The organism is Nocardiopsis valliformis DSM 45023, assembly GCF_000340985.1.
In the GTDB taxonomy this organism is placed as follows: domain Bacteria; phylum Actinomycetota; class Actinomycetes; order Streptosporangiales; family Streptosporangiaceae; genus Nocardiopsis; species Nocardiopsis exhalans.
Window position 1 is genome coordinate 27590 of sequence record NZ_ANAZ01000025.1, and the last position, 19876, is coordinate 47465.

16 protein-coding genes are annotated in these 19876 nt (G+C 71.2%); 9 read left to right on the plus strand and 7 right to left on the minus strand.

The features are described 5' to 3' along the window. Positions 1–17: 17 nt before the first annotated feature. The 3 genes from D457_RS0121860 to D457_RS0121870 all read right to left on the minus strand — a co-directional run bounded on the left by D457_RS0121860 (position 18) and on the right by D457_RS0121870 (position 1644). Positions 18–746, minus strand: coding sequence for a TrmH family RNA methyltransferase (locus D457_RS0121860; protein WP_017582813.1), 729 nt, complete (start codon positions 744–746; stop codon positions 18–20). Between the two features lie 63 nt (positions 747–809). Next, positions 810–1208, minus strand: coding sequence for a hypothetical protein (locus D457_RS0121865; protein WP_017582814.1), 399 nt, complete (start codon positions 1206–1208; stop codon positions 810–812). Between the two features lie 58 nt (positions 1209–1266). Continuing rightward, the gene (locus D457_RS0121870; RefSeq protein ID WP_017582815.1) at positions 1267–1644 is read right to left on the minus strand and encodes a DUF3054 domain-containing protein; all 378 of its coding nucleotides are present in this window, start codon (positions 1642–1644) and stop codon (positions 1267–1269) included. A gap of 166 nt (positions 1645–1810) precedes the next feature. Here D457_RS0121870 and D457_RS33115 point away from each other — a divergent pair, with 166 nt between their 5' ends. From D457_RS33115 to D457_RS0121895, 5 genes are all read left to right on the plus strand, one after another. Beyond that, positions 1811–2761, plus strand: coding sequence for a hypothetical protein (locus D457_RS33115; RefSeq protein ID WP_017582816.1), 951 nt, complete (start codon positions 1811–1813; stop codon positions 2759–2761). A gap of 38 nt (positions 2762–2799) precedes the next feature. Then, positions 2800–4590, plus strand: a complete 1791-nt coding sequence (locus tag D457_RS0121880) for a serine/threonine protein kinase (RefSeq protein WP_026116892.1) — start codon at positions 2800–2802, stop codon at positions 4588–4590. A gap of 41 nt (positions 4591–4631) precedes the next feature. Further along, the gene (locus D457_RS0121885) at positions 4632–6434 is read left to right on the plus strand and encodes a serine/threonine-protein kinase (RefSeq protein ID WP_083926828.1); all 1803 of its coding nucleotides are present in this window, start codon (positions 4632–4634) and stop codon (positions 6432–6434) included. Between the two features lie 90 nt (positions 6435–6524). Further along, a complete protein-coding gene (locus D457_RS0121890) occupies positions 6525–8417 on the plus strand; it encodes a serine/threonine-protein kinase (RefSeq protein ID WP_017582818.1) in 1893 nt (630 codons plus the stop codon). A 546-nt stretch (positions 8418–8963) separates the two neighbouring features. Continuing rightward, positions 8964–11135, plus strand: coding sequence for a serine/threonine protein kinase (locus D457_RS0121895; protein WP_017582819.1), 2172 nt, complete (start codon positions 8964–8966; stop codon positions 11133–11135). Between the two features lie 90 nt (positions 11136–11225). On the opposite strand, the gene D457_RS0121900 is transcribed toward D457_RS0121895, so the two are convergent. After that, on the minus strand, positions 11226–13433 hold the full coding sequence (locus D457_RS0121900) for a S9 family peptidase (RefSeq protein ID WP_017582820.1): 2208 nt from the start codon (positions 13431–13433) through the stop codon (positions 11226–11228). Positions 13434–13595: 162 nt separating this feature from the next. Here D457_RS0121900 and mshB point away from each other — a divergent pair, with 162 nt between their 5' ends. Together mshB and D457_RS33120 are read left to right on the plus strand one after the other, a co-directional pair. Beyond that, entirely contained in the window at positions 13596–14462 is an 867-nt protein-coding gene (gene mshB, locus D457_RS0121905) for an N-acetyl-1-D-myo-inositol-2-amino-2-deoxy-alpha-D-glucopyranoside deacetylase (RefSeq protein ID WP_193374531.1), read from the plus strand. A 51-nt stretch (positions 14463–14513) separates the two neighbouring features. Continuing rightward, complete coding sequence (locus tag D457_RS33120) at positions 14514–14987, plus strand: hypothetical protein (protein ID WP_239646181.1); 474 nt, start codon at positions 14514–14516, stop codon at positions 14985–14987. Positions 14988–15000: 13 nt separating this feature from the next. Here the strand turns inward: D457_RS33120 and D457_RS0121915 are convergent, their stop codons facing one another. The 3 genes from D457_RS0121915 to D457_RS0121925 form a co-directional block, all read right to left on the minus strand. After that, on the minus strand, positions 15001–16038 hold the full coding sequence (locus D457_RS0121915; protein WP_017582823.1) for a site-2 protease family protein: 1038 nt from the start codon (positions 16036–16038) through the stop codon (positions 15001–15003). Between the two features lie 71 nt (positions 16039–16109). Beyond that, positions 16110–17471: a hypothetical protein gene (locus D457_RS0121920; RefSeq protein ID WP_017582824.1), complete on the minus strand. Its 1362-nt coding sequence runs from the start codon at positions 17469–17471 to the stop codon at positions 16110–16112. A gap of 303 nt (positions 17472–17774) precedes the next feature. Then, complete coding sequence (locus D457_RS0121925) at positions 17775–18032, minus strand: putative acetyltransferase (RefSeq protein ID WP_017582825.1); 258 nt, start codon at positions 18030–18032, stop codon at positions 17775–17777. Between the two features lie 183 nt (positions 18033–18215). On the opposite strand from D457_RS0121925, the gene fdxA reads away from it, so the two are divergent. Further along, a complete protein-coding gene (gene fdxA / locus D457_RS0121930; protein ID WP_014908468.1) occupies positions 18216–18536 on the plus strand; it encodes a ferredoxin in 321 nt (106 codons plus the stop codon). Between the two features lie 200 nt (positions 18537–18736). Next, positions 18737–19846, plus strand: coding sequence for a succinyldiaminopimelate transaminase (dapC, locus tag D457_RS0121935; protein ID WP_017582826.1), 1110 nt, complete (start codon positions 18737–18739; stop codon positions 19844–19846). The last annotated feature ends 30 nt before the right edge of the window (positions 19847–19876 follow it).

The following is a 19876-nucleotide window of genomic DNA, read 5'->3' on the forward strand; positions in this document are numbered from 1 at the left end:
TCACAAGACAATCACGGCTATGGGGTGGTCGCCCTGTCGGGGACCGGCTGGTCGAACACGTGCGCCCGTACCCAGGCGTGCATGGCCACGGCGGCGGCCGCGCCCGCGTTGATCGACCGGGTCGACCCGAACTGGGCGATGGACAGCACCGCCGCGCACACCCGGCGCACCTCCTCGGACAGCCCGGGGCCCTCCTGACCGAACACCAGCACGGCGTTACGGGGCAGCGGATGGGTCTCCAACGGGACCGCCCCGGGCAGGTTGTCCACCCCGACCAGCACGAGGTCGCGCTCGGCGGCCCACGCCACCAGCGACTCCGTGTCCGGATGGTGGAAAACGTGCTGGTACCGGTCGGTCACCATGGCGCCCCGACGGTTCCACCGGCGCTTACCCACGATGTGCACGGCCGCGCAGCCGAAGGCGTTGGCGGTGCGCACGACGGATCCGATGTTGAAATCGTGCGACCAGTTCTCCACCGCCACGTGGAATTCGTGCCGGACCGTGTCGAGGTCGGCGACGATCGCCTCGCGCCGCCAGTACCGGTACTGGTCGACGACGTTGCGGCGGTCGCCGTGGGCCAGCAGTTCGGGGTCGTAGTGGTCGCCCTCGGGCCAGGGCCCCGACCACGGGCCCACCCCGACCTCCCGCGCCTCGTCCTCCCCTGAGGAGGGTTCGACGGGGGCCGGGGCGGTCTCGGAAAGGGCGGCCTCGGGAAAGATGGCCTCAGGGGCGCGCTGCTCGTTCATCACTTCCAGCTTACGAACCGCCCGCCGCCGCCCGACCCGCCCAACCCGCCGAAGGCCCGCCGACTACAGGTGGATGCCCCCGTGGAAGTCGCGGCCCTGGATGACCTTGGCCGAGTCGCTCACGTTGCCGTTGATCTGGTTGACGACAGTGCCGTCGCCCTCCTGGTTGATCTCGTTCACCTCGGAACGGAGCTCCTCCAGGAGCCGACCGATCTCCGGGTCCTCGTGCGCAGCCCGGTCCAGGTGCGTGGAGACCACGTCCATGGCCTCGGTGTCGTGCTCGTCCAGCCGGAGGTCGTCCAGCGCCTCCTGGGCCTCGGGGTCCGAGCGGAAGTGTCGGGTGACCGCTTTGTACAGGGACCTGAAGGTCGAGACCACACCGTCCCCGAGGCCCTCGCCGAGCTTGGTGGCGGAGGCGGTGGCGAGGGCGGCGATGATGGCGGTGGTGACGGGATCGGCCATGGGGGTCCCTAAGGTTGTGGGGGTTCTCAAGGTGTGCTTATGCCCCCAGTCTTCCCGCTCAGGCCACCGTCTGTCGCTTCCGTCGGGAGACCAACAGGGCCACGGCCCGCCAACCGAGCATGGTCGTGGCCAGGAACAGCGTGGTCACCAGCACGAAGGAGAACGGGGCGCCTTCACCGCTGAGCAGGCGCAACGGCATCGCGCCCACGACCGTCACCGCCCACACCAGGACCCCGGTCGGCCAGATCCGGCCAGGGGAGCGCCAGGCCAGGGTGACGACCCAGCCGAGGACCAGAGCGGCCACGAACGGCCACGCGGTCGCGGCCACGGCGGCCGGGGCCAGACCGGTCGCGTGGTCGGCCTTGCCCACCACGACGAACACGAGCACGCAGAGCAGGTCGGCTGCCAAGGCCAGCACCGGGGTGTACGAACGCATAACCCCAGGCTAGACCCGGCTTCCGTGCCGGTCCGGGTGGGTCCGCCCGACCGCGGGGCACAAACGGAGGGTGACGGCGTGAACCGCCCACGGAATCGGGGCATCTGAGTCCCTGGGTCACCCCGATCCGCTTCGCCACCCCGTCCCCGAACCCGGAACCCCCTCCATGCCCACATCCCCTGATCCCCCGGCTGGCATCCTGGCCCTCGACCCGTCCGACCCGCGTCACCTCGGTCCGTTCCGCCGGGCGGGTCGGGCCCTGTGGCTGTCGGCCGCCGCGTCCACGCTGGTGGTCGCCCTCGTCGGCGGCCTGGTCTACTCCGACCAGATCCCCTGGGGGAACGGGGCGGCTGACGGCGAAGAGGAGGCCGTGGCCGAGGAGGACCCGGGCCCCGTGGTCCGAGCGGACCCCGAGGACGGTCCGGCGGTGGCCGCCGAGGCGATCGGGCTCCTGCGGGAGGCACCCGACCTCCTGTACCGGCACGACACCGTCGGGCATCCGGAGCAGGCGCACTCTGCGGCCAGAGTCCTCGAGTACACCGAGACCCCGGTGCCGGTCTACCGGCTGAGGACCTACGATCCGGCCGGGGTCGCGATCCGCCTCCGTCACGGCGACGACATGGAGGAGTCGACCGTGGGTCTGATCGGCATGGGACAGGACGTCCCGGACGTCGTCTACTACGAGCAGACGGGAACGGACGTCATCCAGTGGGAGCCGACGGAGGACCTGGACTGGGGGCTGGAACTGATCCTGGAGCCGGGCGCGGAGATCGAGTACCAGGGGCGGAGCCGGGTGCCCTACCAGCAGGAGTTCACGGACGGCGGGGTCAGCGTCGGGGTGTCGTTCGAGGAGACCGAGGGATACCACTACAGCGGAGCTGTCCGGGACCCGAGCCGGTCGGAGGGTGAGGAGGGCGATCCCATGACCTTCGACCTGTGGATCGACAACGAGGGCCGCCCGCTGCGCTTCCACGGATCCGCCGTCCTCGACTACGACGTGCCGGGGTTCAAGGACGCCGTCATCACCATCACCCGGGACTATGACTACCGGGAACAGGACATCCACGCCCCCGACGAGTCGGAGATCCTCCCCGACCGCCCTGAGCGGGGCGCCTGAACCCCCACCCCCACACGACCCGAGAACAGGAAGCCCCCATGTCCGCCGAGACCAGTGCCCGCTTCGACCGTGACTTCCTGCCACCGGGGGTCGCGCCCCCGGCCAAGGGCGACCCCGACCGGCTGGGCGCCTACCGGATCGTCGGCCGGATCACCCGGGACGCCGCGGGCACCGTGCTGCTCGGGGTGGACGGTGACGGGGTCCCCGCCGCGGTCCGACTGATACCCGCGGCGCTGGCCGACGTCCCGGACGTGCGTTCCCGGATGGCCGCGGAGGTCGGCCGCCTCGTCCGGGTCCGGGCCCTGTGCACCGCCGCCTACCGGGGAGCGGACGTCCGGGCGGCGCAGCCCTGGCTGGCCACCGCCTACGTGCCCGGCCGGACCCTGGCCGCGCACGTCGCCGAGCACGGTCCGCTGACCGGCGGCATGCTCACCGCTCTGGCCGCGGGGCTGGCCGAGTCCCTGGCCGCCGGACACTCCGCAGGGGCCACGCACCTGGCCCTGGACCCGACCAAGGTGATCCTGGCCCCGGAAGGACCGAAGGTGGTGGGCCTCGGGGTCGCCCGGGCCACCGGGAAACCGATCTCCGCCCCGCGCTGGGCCGCGCCCGAACAGGGTTCCCCCGAAGGCGCCCCCGCCACCGGGATCACCGGCTACGCCGACGTGTACGCCTGGGGTGCTCTGGTGCGCTTCGCCGCCACCGGCTGGGAGCCCTCCGGGGACACCGCGACCGAACCCGAACTCGGTGCCGTCCCCGCGCACCTGGCACCGCTGGTCCGGCGTGCCCTGGTGGCTGAACCGGGTGAGCGGCCCACCGCGCTGGAACTCCTCCAGGAGCTCACGGCGGGCGAGGGGGAGGACCCGCCCGAGGCGGTGTCCGCGCTCCTGTCCGCCGAGTGGACCGGGATCACCGCCCCCGAACCCCAGCGGGTGCACCGCGTCCGCAGACCCGCAGCGCTCGCCGGAACCGCGGCCGTGCTGGTCGTCGCCCTGCTCGGCGGCTGGGCACTGGCCCGCCCCGGAGCCGGGGACGACCCGGCGGACACCGCGGCGGCCGGGAACAGCATGCAGGAGGACGCGGCGGAAGAACCCTCCGGCCCGACCGTCGCCGAGGACCCGGAGGACATCGACGCGGTGGTCACCGAGGCGATCGACCTTGCCCTGGAAGCCTCCAGCTTCACCACCTACGAGCAATTCATCTCCAACAGTCCCGGCGACTTCATGCCGACCCGTTACCTGTACAGCGAGGACCCGCGACCGGCCATGAGCCGGACCATGTATCTCGGACCCCACGGGCAAGGTGTGCTCGCCCTGGGGCCGGAACTGAACGAGTTCGTGTACTTCACCGACAGGCCGACGGAAACGTTCACCGGGAGCGTCAAGGAGTACTTCCTGGACCCGGGCCCCGGCACCGACCGGCTGAGGGAACCCCGGAAGGAATGGGAGGAGATGCTCCTCACCATGGAGGTGGTCCTGGCCGAGGACGCGCAGGTCTCCTACGAGGGCCAGGGCACGTTCGACGACGAGTACATCCCCCGGGAACTGATGGGTGACGAGGACGCCCTCGAACGCGGCGGGCACCACTACACCGGGACGTTGGCGCACGTTTTTCCGGTACACCTGTTTTCCGAACCCGTGGCGGCGGAGTTCGAGCTTTGGATCTCCTCGGAGGGCCACCCGGTACGGCTCTCCTTGGAGGCTGTTCCCGGGGGCATCACCGACGGCGGCGAAGCCCTTCGCATCGCCCATCGGATGGACTACTTCCAGTTCGACCAGCACGTGGACGTCGGGATCCCCGACGAGTCCGAAATCCACCCCGAGCGGCCCTGACCCGTCTCTGGCCCCTTCCTGACTGAGAGACCTTCCCCCGAATGAACCCTTCCACCGAACCCCCGGCTTCCGGGCGCCCCGCATCTCACCTCCCGGTCTCCGAACCCCAGTCTCCTCCCGGTGTGCTTCCCCTGGCCGCCGACGACCCTCGCCACCTCGGATCGTTCCGCCTGCTCGGACGCCTTGGCTCCGGTGGCATGGGTGTGGTGTACGCGGCGCTGGACGGACGCGGGCGGCGGGCGGCGGTCAAGTGCGTGCACCGCTCCCACACCGCCGACCGGGAATTCCGGGACCGGTTCGCTCGTGAGGTGAAGATGCTCCGCCGGGTGCGCGCGCGTGCGCTCCCGGCCTTCCTCAGCGCTGATACCAGGGCTGACCCGCCCTGGTTGGCCACCGAGTACGTGCCTGGCCTCACCCTCGACGAGCACGTGCGCCGGTACGGGCCCCTCCGCGGCCCGGCGCTGGCCTTCTTCGCCGCAGGGGTGGCCGAGGCGCTCGCGGCGATCCACGCCGCCGGTGTGGTGCACCGTGACCTGAAGCCGGGCAATGTGATCCTGGCCCCTGAGGGGCCGAAGGTGTTGGACTTCGGGATCGCCCGCGCGGTGGAGGAGACCGCGCTGACCCGTACCGGCGGCCTGGTCGGCACGCCCGGGTGGATCTCGCCTGAGCAGTACCGCGGCGCGGAGGCCACCGACCGCTCGGACGTTTTCGCCTGGGGCGGTCTGGTCGCCTACGCAGCAACCGGGGCCGGTCCCTTCGGCACGGCCGCCTCTGATGTGGTGGTCTCGCGAGTGCTGTCGGCCCAGCCGTCCCTGGAGGCGCTCCCCGCCGGGCTGCGCGAGACGGTGGGGCGGTCCCTGGCCAAGGACCCCGCGCACCGCCCCGACGCCGCCGGGCTCCTGAACGACCCGGCCCTGGCCGCGCACGGGTCCGGGACAGCAGCCGGGCCCGGAACCGGCGCGCCGCTTCCCGCCCCGGCGGATGATCCCTGGCGGCTGTACGCCCCGCCCCGCCGTTCCTGGGCCCGGCGCTACCGTGGACGCCTGGCCGTCGGCGCGGCCGGGTGCGTGCTCGCCCTGGTCGCCGCGGGCGGGGTCTGGGCGGGGGTTGACGGGCGGATCGGCGGTGGACCGCCGGGTGATCTCTCCGACGGTGCGACGGACACCACCGTGACCACAGCCGACGGAGTGCCTGCCGAGGACGTCCCCGAGGAGTACCGGGACCTCTACGAGAACGGAACCGTGACCGTGGTTCCCGACACGGACGCCGGTGACGTCCTCGTCCGCTCCCTGGAGGACGGCGAGGCAGGGCAGACCCTGGAGCAGGTGCGGTTCGACATGGGGGAGCACTCCTGGCTCCAGTCCCAGACCCTCATCGTCAACGTCACCGCCGAGTACCTGCCGGACTTCGGCTCGCTCCAGGTGTACAGCCACGAGTTCGCGCGGGTCTGGTTTATCGAGCCCGGTGCGGAGTACATGCAGGCCACCGTCGCGAACAGCGGCGGAAGCCTCGCCACGCTCTCCCCGGAGGAACCCACGGCGGAGTTCGAACTGACCTTCGTAGGCGGGGCTGCGACTGACCGCGGTTCGGCGGGTGACCACGCCATGGCCGTCTTCTACACCCCTGCCGAGGCGGTCTCCACTCCGGATCCGGAGGTCGGTTACCCGGGCGGGATCTGTTATCACTGGCGGGGCTGGGCGTTGGGCGAGGATTTCTTCACGCCCGACCCGGTCGAGGCCACCCCCGTCGACGCGACCCTCACCGACGGCTCCCCGCTGAACCACTGTGTCTACGAACCCAACCTGCGCCAGCTGTGGGACGGCGAGGGCACCCGCCCCGAGTGACCCCCGAACCCCGGCGCCCCTGCCCCCTGAACCCCGCCCCTGACCTTTCCCCGATCCCGATCCCTTCCCCCTCCTGAACAGGAAACCACGATGACCAGCAACATCCCCTTCGACCGCGAGCACCTGCCACCCGGTGTGGACCCGCCCGGGAGCGGCGACCCCGAACGCCTCGGTGACTACCGGGTGGTCGGACGGATCGGTGCCGGTGGCATGGGCGCGGTCTACGCCGGACTCACGGACACCGGGCAGACCGCGGCGGTCAAGGTGGTCCACTCCCAGTTCGCCGCCGATCCGGACTTTCGGGCCCGGTTCGCCCGCGAGGTCGGTCTGGTCTCCCGAGTCCGGGCCACCTGTGCCCCGGCTTTCCTCGGCGCTGACGTCACCGCCGCCACCCCGTGGATGGCCACCGAGTACGTCCCCGGTCTGACCCTGCGCCAGCACGTCAAGAAGCACGGGCCGCTGAGCGGTGGCATGCTCACCGCGCTCGCGGTCGGTCTGGCCGAGGCGCTGACCGCGATCCACGGTGCCGGTGTGGTGCACCGCGACCTCAAACCTGGGAACGTGATCCTGGCCCCCGACGGGCCCAAGGTGTTGGACTTCGGGATTGCCCGTGCCGCGGACGGGACCGTGCTCACCGCCACCGGTGGCCTGCACGGGACCCCCGGGTGGGTGGCCCCCGAACGGTACGAGGGCGCCGACGCCACCGGCTACACCGACATGTTCGCCTGGGGCGGGCTGGTCGCGGTGGCGGCGACCGGACGGGACCCCTTCGGCGGCGGGACCGTGGACGGGGTCATCCACCGCAGCAGGCACGAGGAGCCGGACCTGGAAGGTGTCCCGGAGCACCTGCTGGTGCTGGTGCGCCGCGCGCTCGCCAAGGACCCGCGGGAACGTCCACGGGCGGACGAATCCCTGGCGGAGCTGACCCGTGGTTGGTCGGCGACCCGGATCATGCCGGGCGGCGCGCTGTCGCCCACCCTGGTGGCGGAGCAGGGGCAGAGCACGGACTCCACCCGGATCGTGCCCGAGCTGTTGGCCACCGAGTGGACGGCGGTGGCCGACCCGGGTGTGCGCCGGGTGCGCCGGTCACGCCGGGGTCTGTGGCTGTCGGTCACGGCGGCTGTACTGGTGGTCGCGCTTGTCGGCGGCCTGGTCTACTCCGACCGGATCCCCTGGATGGCCGGTTCCGCCGAGGACGAAGGAGGGAACGAGGCGGCGGAAGAGACCGACGAGCCCAGCGGCCCGCTGGTCCAGACCAACCCCGAGGACGCCGAGGCCGTGGTCGCCGAGACCATCGAACTGATGCTGGCCGCGTCGGACTACGTGTACCGGCACGAGAACGTGGTCGATCGGGAGGGCGGCGATCCGGTGGTCTACACCGTCGAGTACACCGAGGACCCGGTCCGGGCCATCCAGAACAAGAGTTATGGTCCGTTCGGGACCTCGGTCACCCTGCGCCAGGGGGACGAGCTGGAGGAGACGACCAACGGCTGGATCGACCATCCGGAAGCCGGTGCCGCCCCTGTCATCCAGTACTACGCGGCCGAGCCCGGGAGCGAGAGCGACAACGACCTGAGAGAGGGTCTCACCCGGGATCTGGAGTGGATCCTGGAGCCGGGATCCGAGTCCGAGGTGGCGTACCAGGGGCGTAGCCGGGTCCCCTACGAGTCGGAGTTCTGGGACACCCCCAGCTACGGTCTGGAGTTCGAGGAAGCCGAAGGGCACCTCTACAGCGGAACCTACGTCGAAGAGGCACAGAACGAGGACATGGCGGCCGTGGCCGTCTCCTTCGACCTGTGGCTGGACGACGAGGGGTATCCGCTGCGCATGGGCGGGGCCGGGTCCTATGTTTACCTGGAGCACCCTGAGGACGACCCGGGGACCACCTTCACGGTGACCCGCGACTACACCTTCAACGAGCCCAGGGACATCTACATCCCCGAGGAGTCGGAGATCCTGCCCGAGTGGCCCGGCGTCAACTAGCCGGGCCTGCTTCTGGCCCAGGGGCCGTACCTGCCGTGTGCATCACGCCGTCCGGGCCCTGGGCCATCCGGCCCGCGGTTGCCGGTCCCGGCCTCCTCGGGAGCGGACACCAGGGTCCGGGCGGTACCGGGGGCGGCATACGAGTCCCGCCTCGGACCTTTTCGCCTGAGCCGAGACGGTCGCCTACGCTGCGCCCGGGAAGCCGCCCTTCGTACAGCGCGCGCACGAACGGTTTGTCTGTCGTATCCTCTCCGACTCACCGGCCCCGGAGGGGATACCGCAAGGACTGCGAGGGCTGGGAGGTCGTCGTGGTCATTTTCGACCAGCCCGTAGAGACCGAGGTCCCCGACGAATCCGAGATTCTTCCTGGGTGAGTTCCGTCCTGACCTGCGTCCCCTGTTTTCCGGCCTCGGGACCGAGGGGGTTCTCCGATGCCGGGGAGAACTTCTGCGGTGACGGAGGGCTCACACGGGGCGAACACATGGAACTCCGTATCGGCCCAGCACTCCACCACCCCCAGCATCCCCAGCATCGGGAAAGGCAACGATGAGCACGTCCCCCACACCGGCCGAGGGGCCCGTCCCCCCGCCGCACCCCGACCCCGTCGGGGAGTCAGACCACACACCGGGCCCGCCCTCCGGGCCCGGTCTGCCGCCCGGCCTTGAGCCGCTGACCGAGAGCGATCCCCGCCAGATCGGCATCTTCCGGCTGGTGGGCCGGATCGGGGCCGGGGGTATGGGTGTGGTGTACGCGGCCCTGGATCCCGGCGGCACCTGTATCGCGCTCAAGACCGTGCACGCGAAGTACGCGGACCGGCCCGGGCATCGGGAGGCGTTCGCCCGCGAGGTGCAGATGCTGCGCCGGGCTGATGGGATCAGTACCGCCCGGCTGCACGGCGCGGACCCGTCGGCGCCGGTGCCGTGGTTGGCTTTCGATTATGTGCCCGGCCGGGATCTGAACCGGCATGTGCGGGAGTTCGGGCCGCTGTCGGGTGACATGCTGCGTACGTTCGCGCTGGGTATGGCCGAAGGCTTGGCCACTTTGCACTCGGCGGGGATCGCGCACCGCGATATCAAGCCGGGCAACGTCATCCTGGCCCCGGACGGGCCGAAGATCGTGGACTTCGGGATCGCGGTCGAGATCGGCACCGACCCGGAACAGGACGCGTCGGCTTCCTATGGAACTCCGGGCTGGTCGGCGCCTGAGCGTTATACGGGGGCGGCCGCCGATCCGGCGGCGGACGTGTTCGCCTGGGGTGGTCTGGTGACCCTGGCCGCCAGCGGTCGGGCGCCTTTCGGTTCGGGGAGCCCAGTGGATCTGGCTGCCCGGGTCCAGGCCGGTACCTATGACGTCGAGGGCGTCCCTGAGGATCTGTTGTCCCTGGTGGAGCGGGCGCTGTCGGTGTCCGCTTCCGATCGGCCTTCCGCGGTCGATCTGCTGACCGAGCTGCTGCCGCCCGTGACTGTGGAGACCGAGCTCCACGCTGGGGCGGTGCCCGACCGTCCTCGTACGCAGCGGGTGCTGCGCGGGATGCTGGCCGATTACTGGCGCGGAGTGGACGCGGCCGGACACGATCCGGCCCGTTGGGCTGCCGCCCTGGGAGCGGCGTCGGCATTGGGCCTGGGTGTGGTCGGCGCGGGCACGCTGGGGTCAGGCGTCGCGGGTTCCGGAGCGGCGGGTGCAGGGGCTGCTTCGGGGATGGCCACTGCCGGAACCGCCGGTGGCGCCGTGAGTGCGACCGGCGGAGTGACCAGCATGGCCGCTGGTGCTGGTGCTGGTGCTGGTGCTGGTGCTGGTGCTGGTGCCGGGGCTGCGGGTAGCGGTGGGGTGCTCGGTGCCCTGACCGGGGTCAAGGGGGCCGTGGCCGTCCTGGGCACGTTGACGCTGATCGGTGGGGCTGCGGCGGCCGGGGCCTGGTATCTCCGGGACGACGCCCCGGCCGAGCAGACGGTGGCCGCCGAGGAACCTGAGGAGGAGGATGACAGGCTCGCGGTCGACAGAGACCCGGAGGACTTCGAAGCCGTGGTGACAGAGGCCATCGACATCGCGCTGGAGGCCTCCAGCTTCACCACCTACGAAATCTTCCTCACCAACGACGTCGGTCACAACCCGTCAACCCAATACCGGTACACGGAGGATCCGGAACCGGCCCTGTCCCGGCACTGGTTCATCGGCCCCACCGCGGGAGGCGTACTCGCTCTGGGGCCGGACCTGGACGAGACCGTGCACATCAACACTGTTCAGGGGCCAGCGTTCAGCGATCACGAGTTCATGTACTACCACCCCGGGCCCGACGCCGAACCCGCTGAGAACGCCCGAGCGGAGTGGGAAACACTGCTTCGCCTCATGGAGGAGCTCCTGTCCGGGGACGCCGAGGTCACCTACGAGGGGCAGAGCACGCTCCTCGAAGCGGGCGAGGACCTGTACTACCCCGAGGAGCTCCTGGGCGACGTCGACCCGCAAGAGCGGGGTGGACACCACTACACCGGAACCCTCACCCACGAGATGGGCTGGACCAGAACCGTGCAGGCGACGGACTTCGAACTCTGGGTCTCCGACCAGGGGGAGCCGGTGCGACTGGCGTTGACGGCTCTGGACGAGGAGGGGCGCACCGCCGAGTCCGGTGAGCACTTGACCTTTTACCACCACATCGATTTCTTCCGGTTCAACGAACCCGTGGAGGTCTACATCCCCGAGGAGTCCGAGATCCAGCCCTGATCCACCGGCTGGTTCTCACCGTCCTTGAACCGTTCGCGCGGGTCCCGGTGCCTTTTCCGGCGCCGGGACCCGCGTCGAACCTCCCCGGGGCTACGCGCCCCTGAGGTTCTCCTTCAGGAAGTCCACCTGCAACAGCAGCAGGTTCTCCGCCGTGACCGGGTCCGACGGGCTGTGGGTCACGCCCGCCAGCGGCAGCACCGTGTGCGGGCGGCCCGCGGCCAGGAGGGCCTCGGACATTCGCTGGGTGTGCGCGAAGACCACGTTGTCGTCGATCAGGCCGTGGATCAGCATCAGCGGCCGCTCCAGCTTGGCGGCGTCCGCCATCAGCGACGAGTCGGCGTACACCCGCGCCTGCTCCTGCGGGGTGCCCAGGTAGCGCTCGGTGTAGTGCGTGTCGTACAGCGACCAGTCGATCACCGGGGCACCGGCGACCGCCGCGTGGAACACGTCTGGGCGGCGCAGCACCGCCAGCGCCGCGAGGTAGCCGCCGAACGACCACCCGTGGATGCCGACCCGGGTCAGGTCCAGGCAGCCGAACCGCTCCGCCGCGTCCTCCAGCGCCGCCACCTGGTCCTCCAGGACCGGCTCGGCGAGGTCGTGGTGGACCGCCTGCTCGTAGGCCAGGCCCACACCCGGGGTGCCGCGCCCGTCCGCGATGAGGACCGCGAAGCCCTGCTCCGCGAACCACTGGGAGGACAGGAAGGCGCCGCGCGCGTTGAGCACCCGCTGGGCGTGCGGGCCGCCGTACGGGGCCATCAGCACCGGAAGCGGGTCCTCGCCCTCCCGGTACCAGGACGGCAGGATCAGCGCGGTCGGGATCTTCCGCTCCCCGGCCAGCCAGGTCTTCACACGCACGTCCGGGAGTTCCGGGGTCTCGGCGAGGCTCTCCACCTCACCGTGGGTGCGGCGGGTCTCGGTACTGGCGTTGCGGACCACCAGGGTCCGCACCCCGGTGAAGTCCAGCGAGCGGTGCTGCACCACCAGGGTGTCACCGCGCAGCCGACCGGCGCGCACGCCGCCGTGGCCGTCGTCGGCACCACCCGACTCCCCGAAACCGTCCGGCAGCTCCAGCGGGGCGCAGGTGCCCTGCCGGGTGTCGGCCAACCACAGGGACACGTCCCCGGCCCGGCCGGCGGGGGAGCCGGAGAACAGCACCCGGTCGCCGTCCACGTCCACCACACCGCGCACGTACACATCGTCGCCGCTCACGGCGCGATCGCCCACGTACACCCGGCGCTCTCCCCCGGCACCGTCGCGGCCGATCCACACCAGTTCGCCCGACGCCGTGAACGCGGGCACGCCCGGCATGATCTCCACCCACACGCCGTCGCTCTCGGTGCGGGTCTGCGAGACCAACCCGGTCGCGGGGTCGGCGCTGAACAGGGTGAGGGTGCGCTGGTCGCGGCTCTGCGCGGTGAACACCAGGACCGGGTTGCCGTCCGGGCCGCTGGTCCAGTCCACGGTGGGCAGGTACGGCAGGGCCTCGCGGTCCCACTCGATCGGCGTGGGCTCGGTGCGGCCGTCCCGCCGGTACTCGGTCGCCGAGGGCACCGGCAGTACGGCCAGCCGCACGTCCGGGTTGGCGGTACCGGCCGCCGGGTAGCGCAGCGGCTGCGGCTCCTGGCCGGGCTGGTTCGGGTCGCCGACGAACCAGCGGTTCACCTCCGACTCGTCCACCCGGCTGACCGCCAGCGAACGGCCGTCCGGCGCCCACCAGAACCCGCGCACCCGGTTCATCTCCTCGGCGGAGACCAGGTCGGCCAGGCCCCAGGTGACGTTCTCGCCGTCCGGCTCTACGAGCACGCGGTCCCGGTCCGGGTCGTCCTCGTCGGCGATGTCGATCACCCGGACCGCGCCCTTGTGCACGTAGGCCACTCGGTCACCGGCCGGGTTGATCCGCGGATCCACGGCCGGGCTGGCCACCGGAAGCTCGCACGGGGTGCTGTCGTCGCCGACCAGGTCCACGTAGAACACCCGGCCGGACAGCGTGAACACCGCGCGGGTGAAGGCGTCGTCCACGGTGTAGGAGACGATGCCGCCGCCGTGCTCGCGCATCCGCTCGCGGCGGGCCCGCTCCTCCGGGGGCAGGTTCTCGTCGTCGGCGCCGAGGGCCTTGGGGTCGGCGAGCACCGAAGCGGTGCCCGTCTCGGTGGAGTACGACCACAGACAGGTCGCCTTGTCGGTACCGCTGCGTCCGCGCAGGAAGGTGACGCGCTCCCCGTCTGGGGAGATCTGGAACGCGCGCGGGACTCCGATCGTGAAGCGCTGGGTTCGGGCCTGTTGGCGAGGAAAGCTCATACGCCGATTGTGTCCCATTCCACCCACGGACCGTTCCACGGTGCCGCGCCGCTCGCCCGCCCGTCGAACGCTCGCCGCCCGTGCCCGCCCCTCCGCCGTTCCGGCATGCCGATTCGGGTGTTTGGGCAGGGAAAAGCGCATCCGGACGGTATTGTTCGCTGCGTGATGGACAGGCGACTGATGATGGTGCACGCGCACCCGGACGACGAGAGCATCGTCACCGGTGCGACGCTGGCGAAGTACGCGGCCGAGGGGGCCGGGGTCACCCTGGTGACCTGCACGCTGGGCGAGGAGGGGGAGGTCATCCCGGACGACCTGGCCCACCTGACCTCCGACCGCGAGGACACGCTGGGCGAGTACCGGATCGGGGAGCTCGACAAGGCCTGCCTGGCCCTGGGCGTGCGCGACCACCGCTTCCTCGTCGGCCCCGGGCACTACCGGGACTCCGGGATGATGGGCGGCCCCACCAACGGCCACCCCGACGCGTTCTGGGGAGCGGACGTGGAGGAGGCGGCCAGGAGCCTGGCCGAGATCATCCGCGAGGTCCGCCCGCACGTGCTGGTCAGCTACGACGAACACGGCGGCTACGGTCACCCAGATCACATCCAGACCCACCGGGTCACTCGCCTGGCCTGCGCCAAGGCCAACGAGCGGGCCATGCCCGGCACGCCCTGGCAGGTCAGCAAGCTCTACGCGATCGCCCAGCCGGTCTCCCGCATCGAGGAGTCCATCGCGCGGCTCAACGAGGAGGCGGGCCCCTTCACCCCGCCCAAGGAGGTGTCCGACATCGCGCGGGGCACCCCCGACGCGATCGTCACCACTCGGATCGACGCCACCGACCACTGGGCGGCCAAGGCCCTGGCCATGCGGGCGCACGCCACCCAGATCACCGTGGACGGGGAGCGGTTCGCGCTCTCCAACGACATCGCCCAGGAGATCGACGCCGTCGAGCACTACACCCTGCTGATGGGCCCGCCGCCCAAGACGGGGGAGGACGGCTACGAGACGGACCTCTTCGCTGGACTGTGAGCCGAGGGGCTGTGACGCCGTCCCCTCCGGGAGCGCCTACCCTCGTTTTCCGTGACCACTCCTGAAACGGCCGCAGCGCCGCACAGTAGCCCCCACCCGTTCGCGTCCGCGGCGATGACCGTGCTCTCCTTCGCGGTCCTGCTCTTCGCGGGAGCAGCCGTGGGGCTGATGTCCGGGTTCTCGATGGGCTGGGTCTCCCACTTCTGGGACCTGGGCCTGACCGTGCAGGTCGGGGGAGTGGCTGCGGTGGTCGCCTACCTGGTGGCGCTGTACGCGCTGTGCCGTCTCGCCGGTTGGGGCAGCCGCCGCCAGTCCGGAGCCCTGGGCTTCGCGGTCGGCTTCGTCGCGATGATGTTGGCGATGATCGGCTACACCGTCGGCGGCAGCATCGTGTTCTCCGGCAAGCCGGTGAACTACGTCTTCCTGTTCGGCTCCATGATCGCCCTGGCCGCCGGGGTGATGCGCAGCTTCGTGCTGCCGCCGCGCACCACACCCCAGGCCCAGCCCCAGGTCTCGGGCGCCTAGCCGATTCTTGCGCCTACTCCCAGAACTGGAGCAGCAGCTTGCCGAGGAACATCATCCCGGTGGCGTTGTCGTTCGGCAGGAGCAGCTCGGACAGCGAGTAGACGGCACTCTCGAACAGGTCCCGGACCACCGGCAGCCACAGCACCGCGAACACCGCGATGGAGCAGAACAGCCCGTTGACCTTGGCGAACGCGGTCCACTTGGCGCTGCGGAAGGCGGCCAGGACGTGGTAGCCGTCCAGGCCCGGCAACGGCAGCAGGTTGACGATCGCGCTGGTCAGGTTGGCGAAGACGAGGAAGGCCATCGCGGCGATCGCCCAGTTCACGCTGTCCTGGCCGGGCGGCACCAGCAAAGTGACGGTGACCGCCAGCACGGCCGCCATCAGCAGGCTGGCCAGCGGACCGGCCAGCGCCACCGCGATCCGGCGGCCGCGGCTCGGAATCCGCTCCCAGTCCACGTAGGTGGGCGGTCCGTTTAGGCCGAACCCGCCCAGTCCCAGGTACACCACCGGCAGCACCAGACCGCCGAAGGCCTCCCGGTAGGCGAACGGGTTGAGCCGCAGGTAGGCGCTACCGCGCAGGGAGCGGTCACCGGCGAGGTAGGCGGTCAGGGCGTGCGCGAACTCGTGCACGGCCACCGAGACGATCCACCCGATCAGGATCAGCAGCGGCGGGATCAACGGGGTGACCGCGGTTCCCTCCTCTGCCCAGTCCAGCTCCACGGCGCGCCAGGACAGCCAGCCCGCGAACCCGGCCAGGCCCAGCAGCAGCACGAAGATCGGGCTGGGCAGGAAGTCCGCCCAGCTCTCGGCCCGCTCCTCCTCGGCCTTCTCCGCCTCGTCCTTCTCTTCACCGGACTTCGCCGCCTCGACACCGGAGCCGGACTCGGGCTCGGCGTCAGAGCCGGCACCGACCCCGGCGGCGTTCAGGGCGTCGTCGGGCATCTGATCCCACGGGTCGGCGGCGCGCTCCTGGCCGGAGTCCGCGTTCTCGGGGTCCGGAACGGTCGCGTCGTCGGATTCCGCCTGCTGGGGCGGCTCGGGCGTGGGCATGGTGCTCCTGCTGGTCGCGGGTGGTTCGCGATCCAGGTTAGGCCCTGACGCGCACCCCTTCGCAGCGGGGCTCAGACCACCGCGCGCGGCGCCACCGCGGACTTGTGCAGGCAGGCCACCGCGAAGGCCCGACCAGCCGGGGTGAGTTCCCGGCGGCCGTCGCTGTCGTCCCCGGTGACCAGGCCGAGCGCCTCCAGCAGCCAGCCGACCGCCATCACCATCGCGCGCACCTGGTCCGAGGAGGTCTCGGCGGTGCGCCGGTGCGCGGCCGCGTGCCGGCCGGCGGCCACCTGCGGTTCCACCGGGCGCCATCCGGACTCGGTGAGCACCTGCTCGGCCGCCTCGGCGTCGGAGATCCCGCGCCGGGCGTGCGAGCCCAGCCCCTGCGGTGAACGGGCCAGCAGCATGCCGAGCAAGGTCTCGGCGGCGGCCTGCTGGATGCCGCCGGTCCGGCACAGGGTCTCCGTGGCGGCTTGCCAGAGGGAGTCGGGGTCCTCGCGCAGCTGCTGGCCCCGGCGGGTGAGTTCGAGTCGGCGGCCGGACCGGCGCACGGCGCGCATGATGCGCAGCACCTGGTGCAGGGCGATGATCTGGGTGGCGTCGGTCTCGCTGCGTGGGGGTTCGGGGGTCGTGGACCAGCCGAAGTCCTCGCACATCTGCCGGACCACACCGGGGGAGATGTACCCGATCTGAGTGAGGGCGATCCCGTCCGCGGCCAGGTCCAGCAGCCGCTGCAGCGGCGCCATCGCGGCGTCCGAACCGCGCGGGACGTCCGCCCCGGCGATCACCTGGCCCACCAGCGGCCACAGCCGCTGCCGGTGCGGGTGCGACGACGAGGACATCCAGGCGCGGACCCGTTCCTCGCGGATCCGGTCCAGGTGGCTGAGCCCGCGGTGGTCGGGCTGGGTGAGGAAGGAGCGGGCGAACCGCTCCTGGGCGGGGCGCCAGCCGCGCTTGCCGGGCCGGATGTCGCCGAGGGAGATGGCCAGTTCCAGGGCGGCTGCGGTCTCCCGGCGGGCGTGCAGCTCGACGTCGCCGACGGCGGTGCCCCAGGTGAGCTCGGGCAGGTCCGGGGGTTCCACCCCGGACTCCCACATGAGCCGCTCGTACATGGCCAGACCCGCGGTGTGGTCGGAGTCGTAGAGGGCGAGCAGGGTGGCGGTCTCGGGGGCTGAACAGACCCCGGCGTACCGGTACAGCTTGAGCAGCTGGAAGAGGTGGCACAGGGAGCGCACCGTGAACAGGGAGTCGTCGGCGGAGTTCTGGAAGCGCATGGGCAGCTCGTACCAGCAGAAACGCTGCACGGAGTGCTGGTTGAGCCGCTGGATCTCACCGTCGGGGGCGAGGGTGCCCAGAGCCAGCCGTGCCATGTCGGCAGCCCGCTCGTCCCGCCGGGCCAGTTCGGCGAGTGCGGACGCGACCGCCTCCCTCATGATGGGCGTCACCTCCCCGCGTACCTCGTGCCCGGTCCGTCCAAGGGGTGGGACGGCCGGGCTCGGTGCTTCGTTGTCCGCCCGAGGTCACGGTTGGGGGAACCACCGCGCCGGGGCTGAGCCTCTCCTACCCCGGAAAGGCCGAAGAATGCCAGCTTGCGGGTGCCGATGGGCACCCCTTCGCGACCCGCTGGGCGGGTCGTATTCGTCACGTGAGCCGCAGTCGGGCCGTCTTTGCTGTTCGGAGGGCGGACACGTGTGCGCGCATCCCGCCCGTGTGCCCTGTGCTTCCCCCGTGCTGCCTCAGGGCGCCTGTGGGGGACGCCCGTCACGCCGCCGCGGGGGAACCGGGGGGACGACCCTGCTCGCGACGATGTCGGCCTCGAGGACCTCCACCGTCGAGTCGTCCCTCCTGCGCAGTGTGAGCACGCCTTCGGCCCAGGACTCCACGACTCCGACGATATCGGTGAACCCGCCCCCGGGGTGGGTGATTCGCACGGATACCCGCTTGCCTAGGTCATTCGGCACGATCCTGTGGACCAATCGTCCCCGCAACTGCATGAAATCCGGCCCCCCGAGTGTGCGATGGGTGTTCTCCAGCGCCATACTAGGAGTACGACATCTGTGCCAATTGCTTGCAGAGCTCGGACCGGAGCCGACGCCCGCACGTCGGACCGGGTCCGGAGATCTCTGAAGGTCCCCGCCTCCCCCGTGGGTAATCGGGGGTGAGACAAGGAGTACGACGTGACCTACGTCATCGCGCAGCCCTGTGTTGATGTGCTGGACAAGGCGTGCATTGACGAGTGCCCCGTGGACTGCATCTACGAGGGCGACCGCATGCTCTACATCCACCCGGACGAGTGCGTGGACTGCGGTGCGTGTGAGCCGGTCTGCCCGGTGGAGGCCATCTACTACGAGGACGACCTGCCCGAGCAGTGGTCCGAGTTCTACAAGGCGAACGTCGACTTCTTCGACGACCTCGGCTCTCCCGGCGGCGCTTCCAAGGTCGGCAAGATCGACCGCGACCACCCGATCGTCGCCAAGCTGCCTCCGCAGGCCGAGTAGCGGCGGTCCGCCACCGCATCCCCTTGGCGCAGAGGTTGCGTGGGTGTGAGGCCGAACAAGCGTGACGTGTCGCGCCGACCCCTGGCCGGGGGTCGGCGCGACGCTGTTGTGTGGGGCCCTTACACGCCCCCGGCAACGCCCTGCCCGAGCAGGCAGTAATCAGGATGGCCAAGCAGTGATTCAGAATGGAGTGCGCACCGATGGGTGAACGTCGACCGGTGACCGATCGGCTCCCGACTTTCCCGTGGGACCGTCTGACGCCGTACAAGAAAACGGCCTCGGCCCACTCCGACGGCATCGTCGACCTCTCCGTGGGCACCCCCGTCGACCCGGTCCCCGACAACCTCCGCAAGGCCCTCGCGGACGCCGCGAACTCGCCCGGCTACCCGCTCACCTGGGGCACGCCCGAGCTGCGCGCGTCCATCCAGGGCTGGTTGGAGCGCCGCCACGGCGTGCGCGTCGCCGACGGTGCGGTGCTGCCCACCGTCGGCTCCAAGGAGCTGGTGGCCTGGCTGCCGACCCTGCTCGGCCTGGGCGCGGGCGACACCGTGGTCCACCCCGAGCTGGCCTACCCGACCTACGACGTCGGCGCGCGCATCGCCGGGGCCACCCCGGTGCCCTCCGACGGCCTCACCTCGCTCGGCCCGGCCGACGTCAAGCTGGTGTGGGTGAACTCGCCCGGCAACCCGACCGGCCGCGTGCTGGGCGTCGACCACCTGCGCAAGGTGGTGGCCTGGGCCCGCGAGCGGGGCGCGATCGTCGCCTCCGACGAGTGCTACCTCGACCTCGGCTGGGACGGCGCGGAGCCCGTGTCGATCCTGCACCCGGACGTGTGCGGAGACTCCCACGAGAACCTGCTGGCCGTGCACTCGCTGTCCAAGCGCTCGAACCTCGCCGGGTACCGTGCCGCCTTCGTCGCGGGCGATCCCGACCTGGTCGCCGAACTCCTCGCCGTGCGCAAGCACGCGGGCATGATCGTGCCCGCCCCGGTGCAGGCCGCCATGAAGGCCGCCCTGGACGACGACGCGCACGCCGCCGAGCAGAAGGAGCGCTACCGGGACCGCCGCGCCAAGCTGCGCACCGCCTTCGAACAGGCGGGCTGGCGCATCGAGCACTCGGACGCGGGCCTGTACCTGTGGGCCAGCCACCCCGACCACGACTCCTGGGGCGCCGTGGGCGCCCTGGCCGAGCGCGGCATGCTGGTCGCTCCGGGCGCGTTCTACGGCGCCGCGGGCGACCGCCACGTGCGGGTGGCCTTCACCGCCACCGACGAGCGCGTGGACACCGCCGTCAAGCGCCTGTCCGAGTAACCGAGAAGTACCGGCGGCCGGGTCCGAGCT

Coding starts and splice junctions, on each gene's coding strand:
- D457_RS0121895 (WP_017582819.1), top strand. CDS start 8,964: ATGAGCACGTCCCCCACACCGGCCGAGGGGCCCGTCCCCCCGCCGCAC.
- D457_RS0121880 (WP_026116892.1), top strand. CDS start 2,800: ATGTCCGCCGAGACCAGTGCCCGCTTCGACCGTGACTTCCTGCCACCG.
- D457_RS0121890 (WP_017582818.1), top strand. CDS start 6,525: ATGACCAGCAACATCCCCTTCGACCGCGAGCACCTGCCACCCGGTGTG.
- D457_RS0121925 (WP_017582825.1), bottom strand. CDS start 18,032: ATGCAGTTGCGGGGACGATTGGTCCACAGGATCGTGCCGAATGACCTA.
- D457_RS0121900 (WP_017582820.1), bottom strand. CDS start 13,433: ATGAGCTTTCCTCGCCAACAGGCCCGAACCCAGCGCTTCACGATCGGA.
- D457_RS0121885 (WP_083926828.1), top strand. CDS start 4,632: ATGAACCCTTCCACCGAACCCCCGGCTTCCGGGCGCCCCGCATCTCAC.
- D457_RS0121915 (WP_017582823.1), bottom strand. CDS start 16,038: ATGCCCACGCCCGAGCCGCCCCAGCAGGCGGAATCCGACGACGCGACC.
- D457_RS0121920 (WP_017582824.1), bottom strand. CDS start 17,471: ATGAGGGAGGCGGTCGCGTCCGCACTCGCCGAACTGGCCCGGCGGGAC.
- dapC (WP_017582826.1), top strand. CDS start 18,737: ATGGGTGAACGTCGACCGGTGACCGATCGGCTCCCGACTTTCCCGTGG.
- D457_RS0121860 (WP_017582813.1), bottom strand. CDS start 746: ATGAACGAGCAGCGCGCCCCTGAGGCCATCTTTCCCGAGGCCGCCCTT.
- D457_RS33115 (WP_017582816.1), top strand. CDS start 1,811: ATGCCCACATCCCCTGATCCCCCGGCTGGCATCCTGGCCCTCGACCCG.
- D457_RS0121865 (WP_017582814.1), bottom strand. CDS start 1,208: ATGGCCGATCCCGTCACCACCGCCATCATCGCCGCCCTCGCCACCGCC.
- D457_RS0121870 (WP_017582815.1), bottom strand. CDS start 1,644: ATGCGTTCGTACACCCCGGTGCTGGCCTTGGCAGCCGACCTGCTCTGC.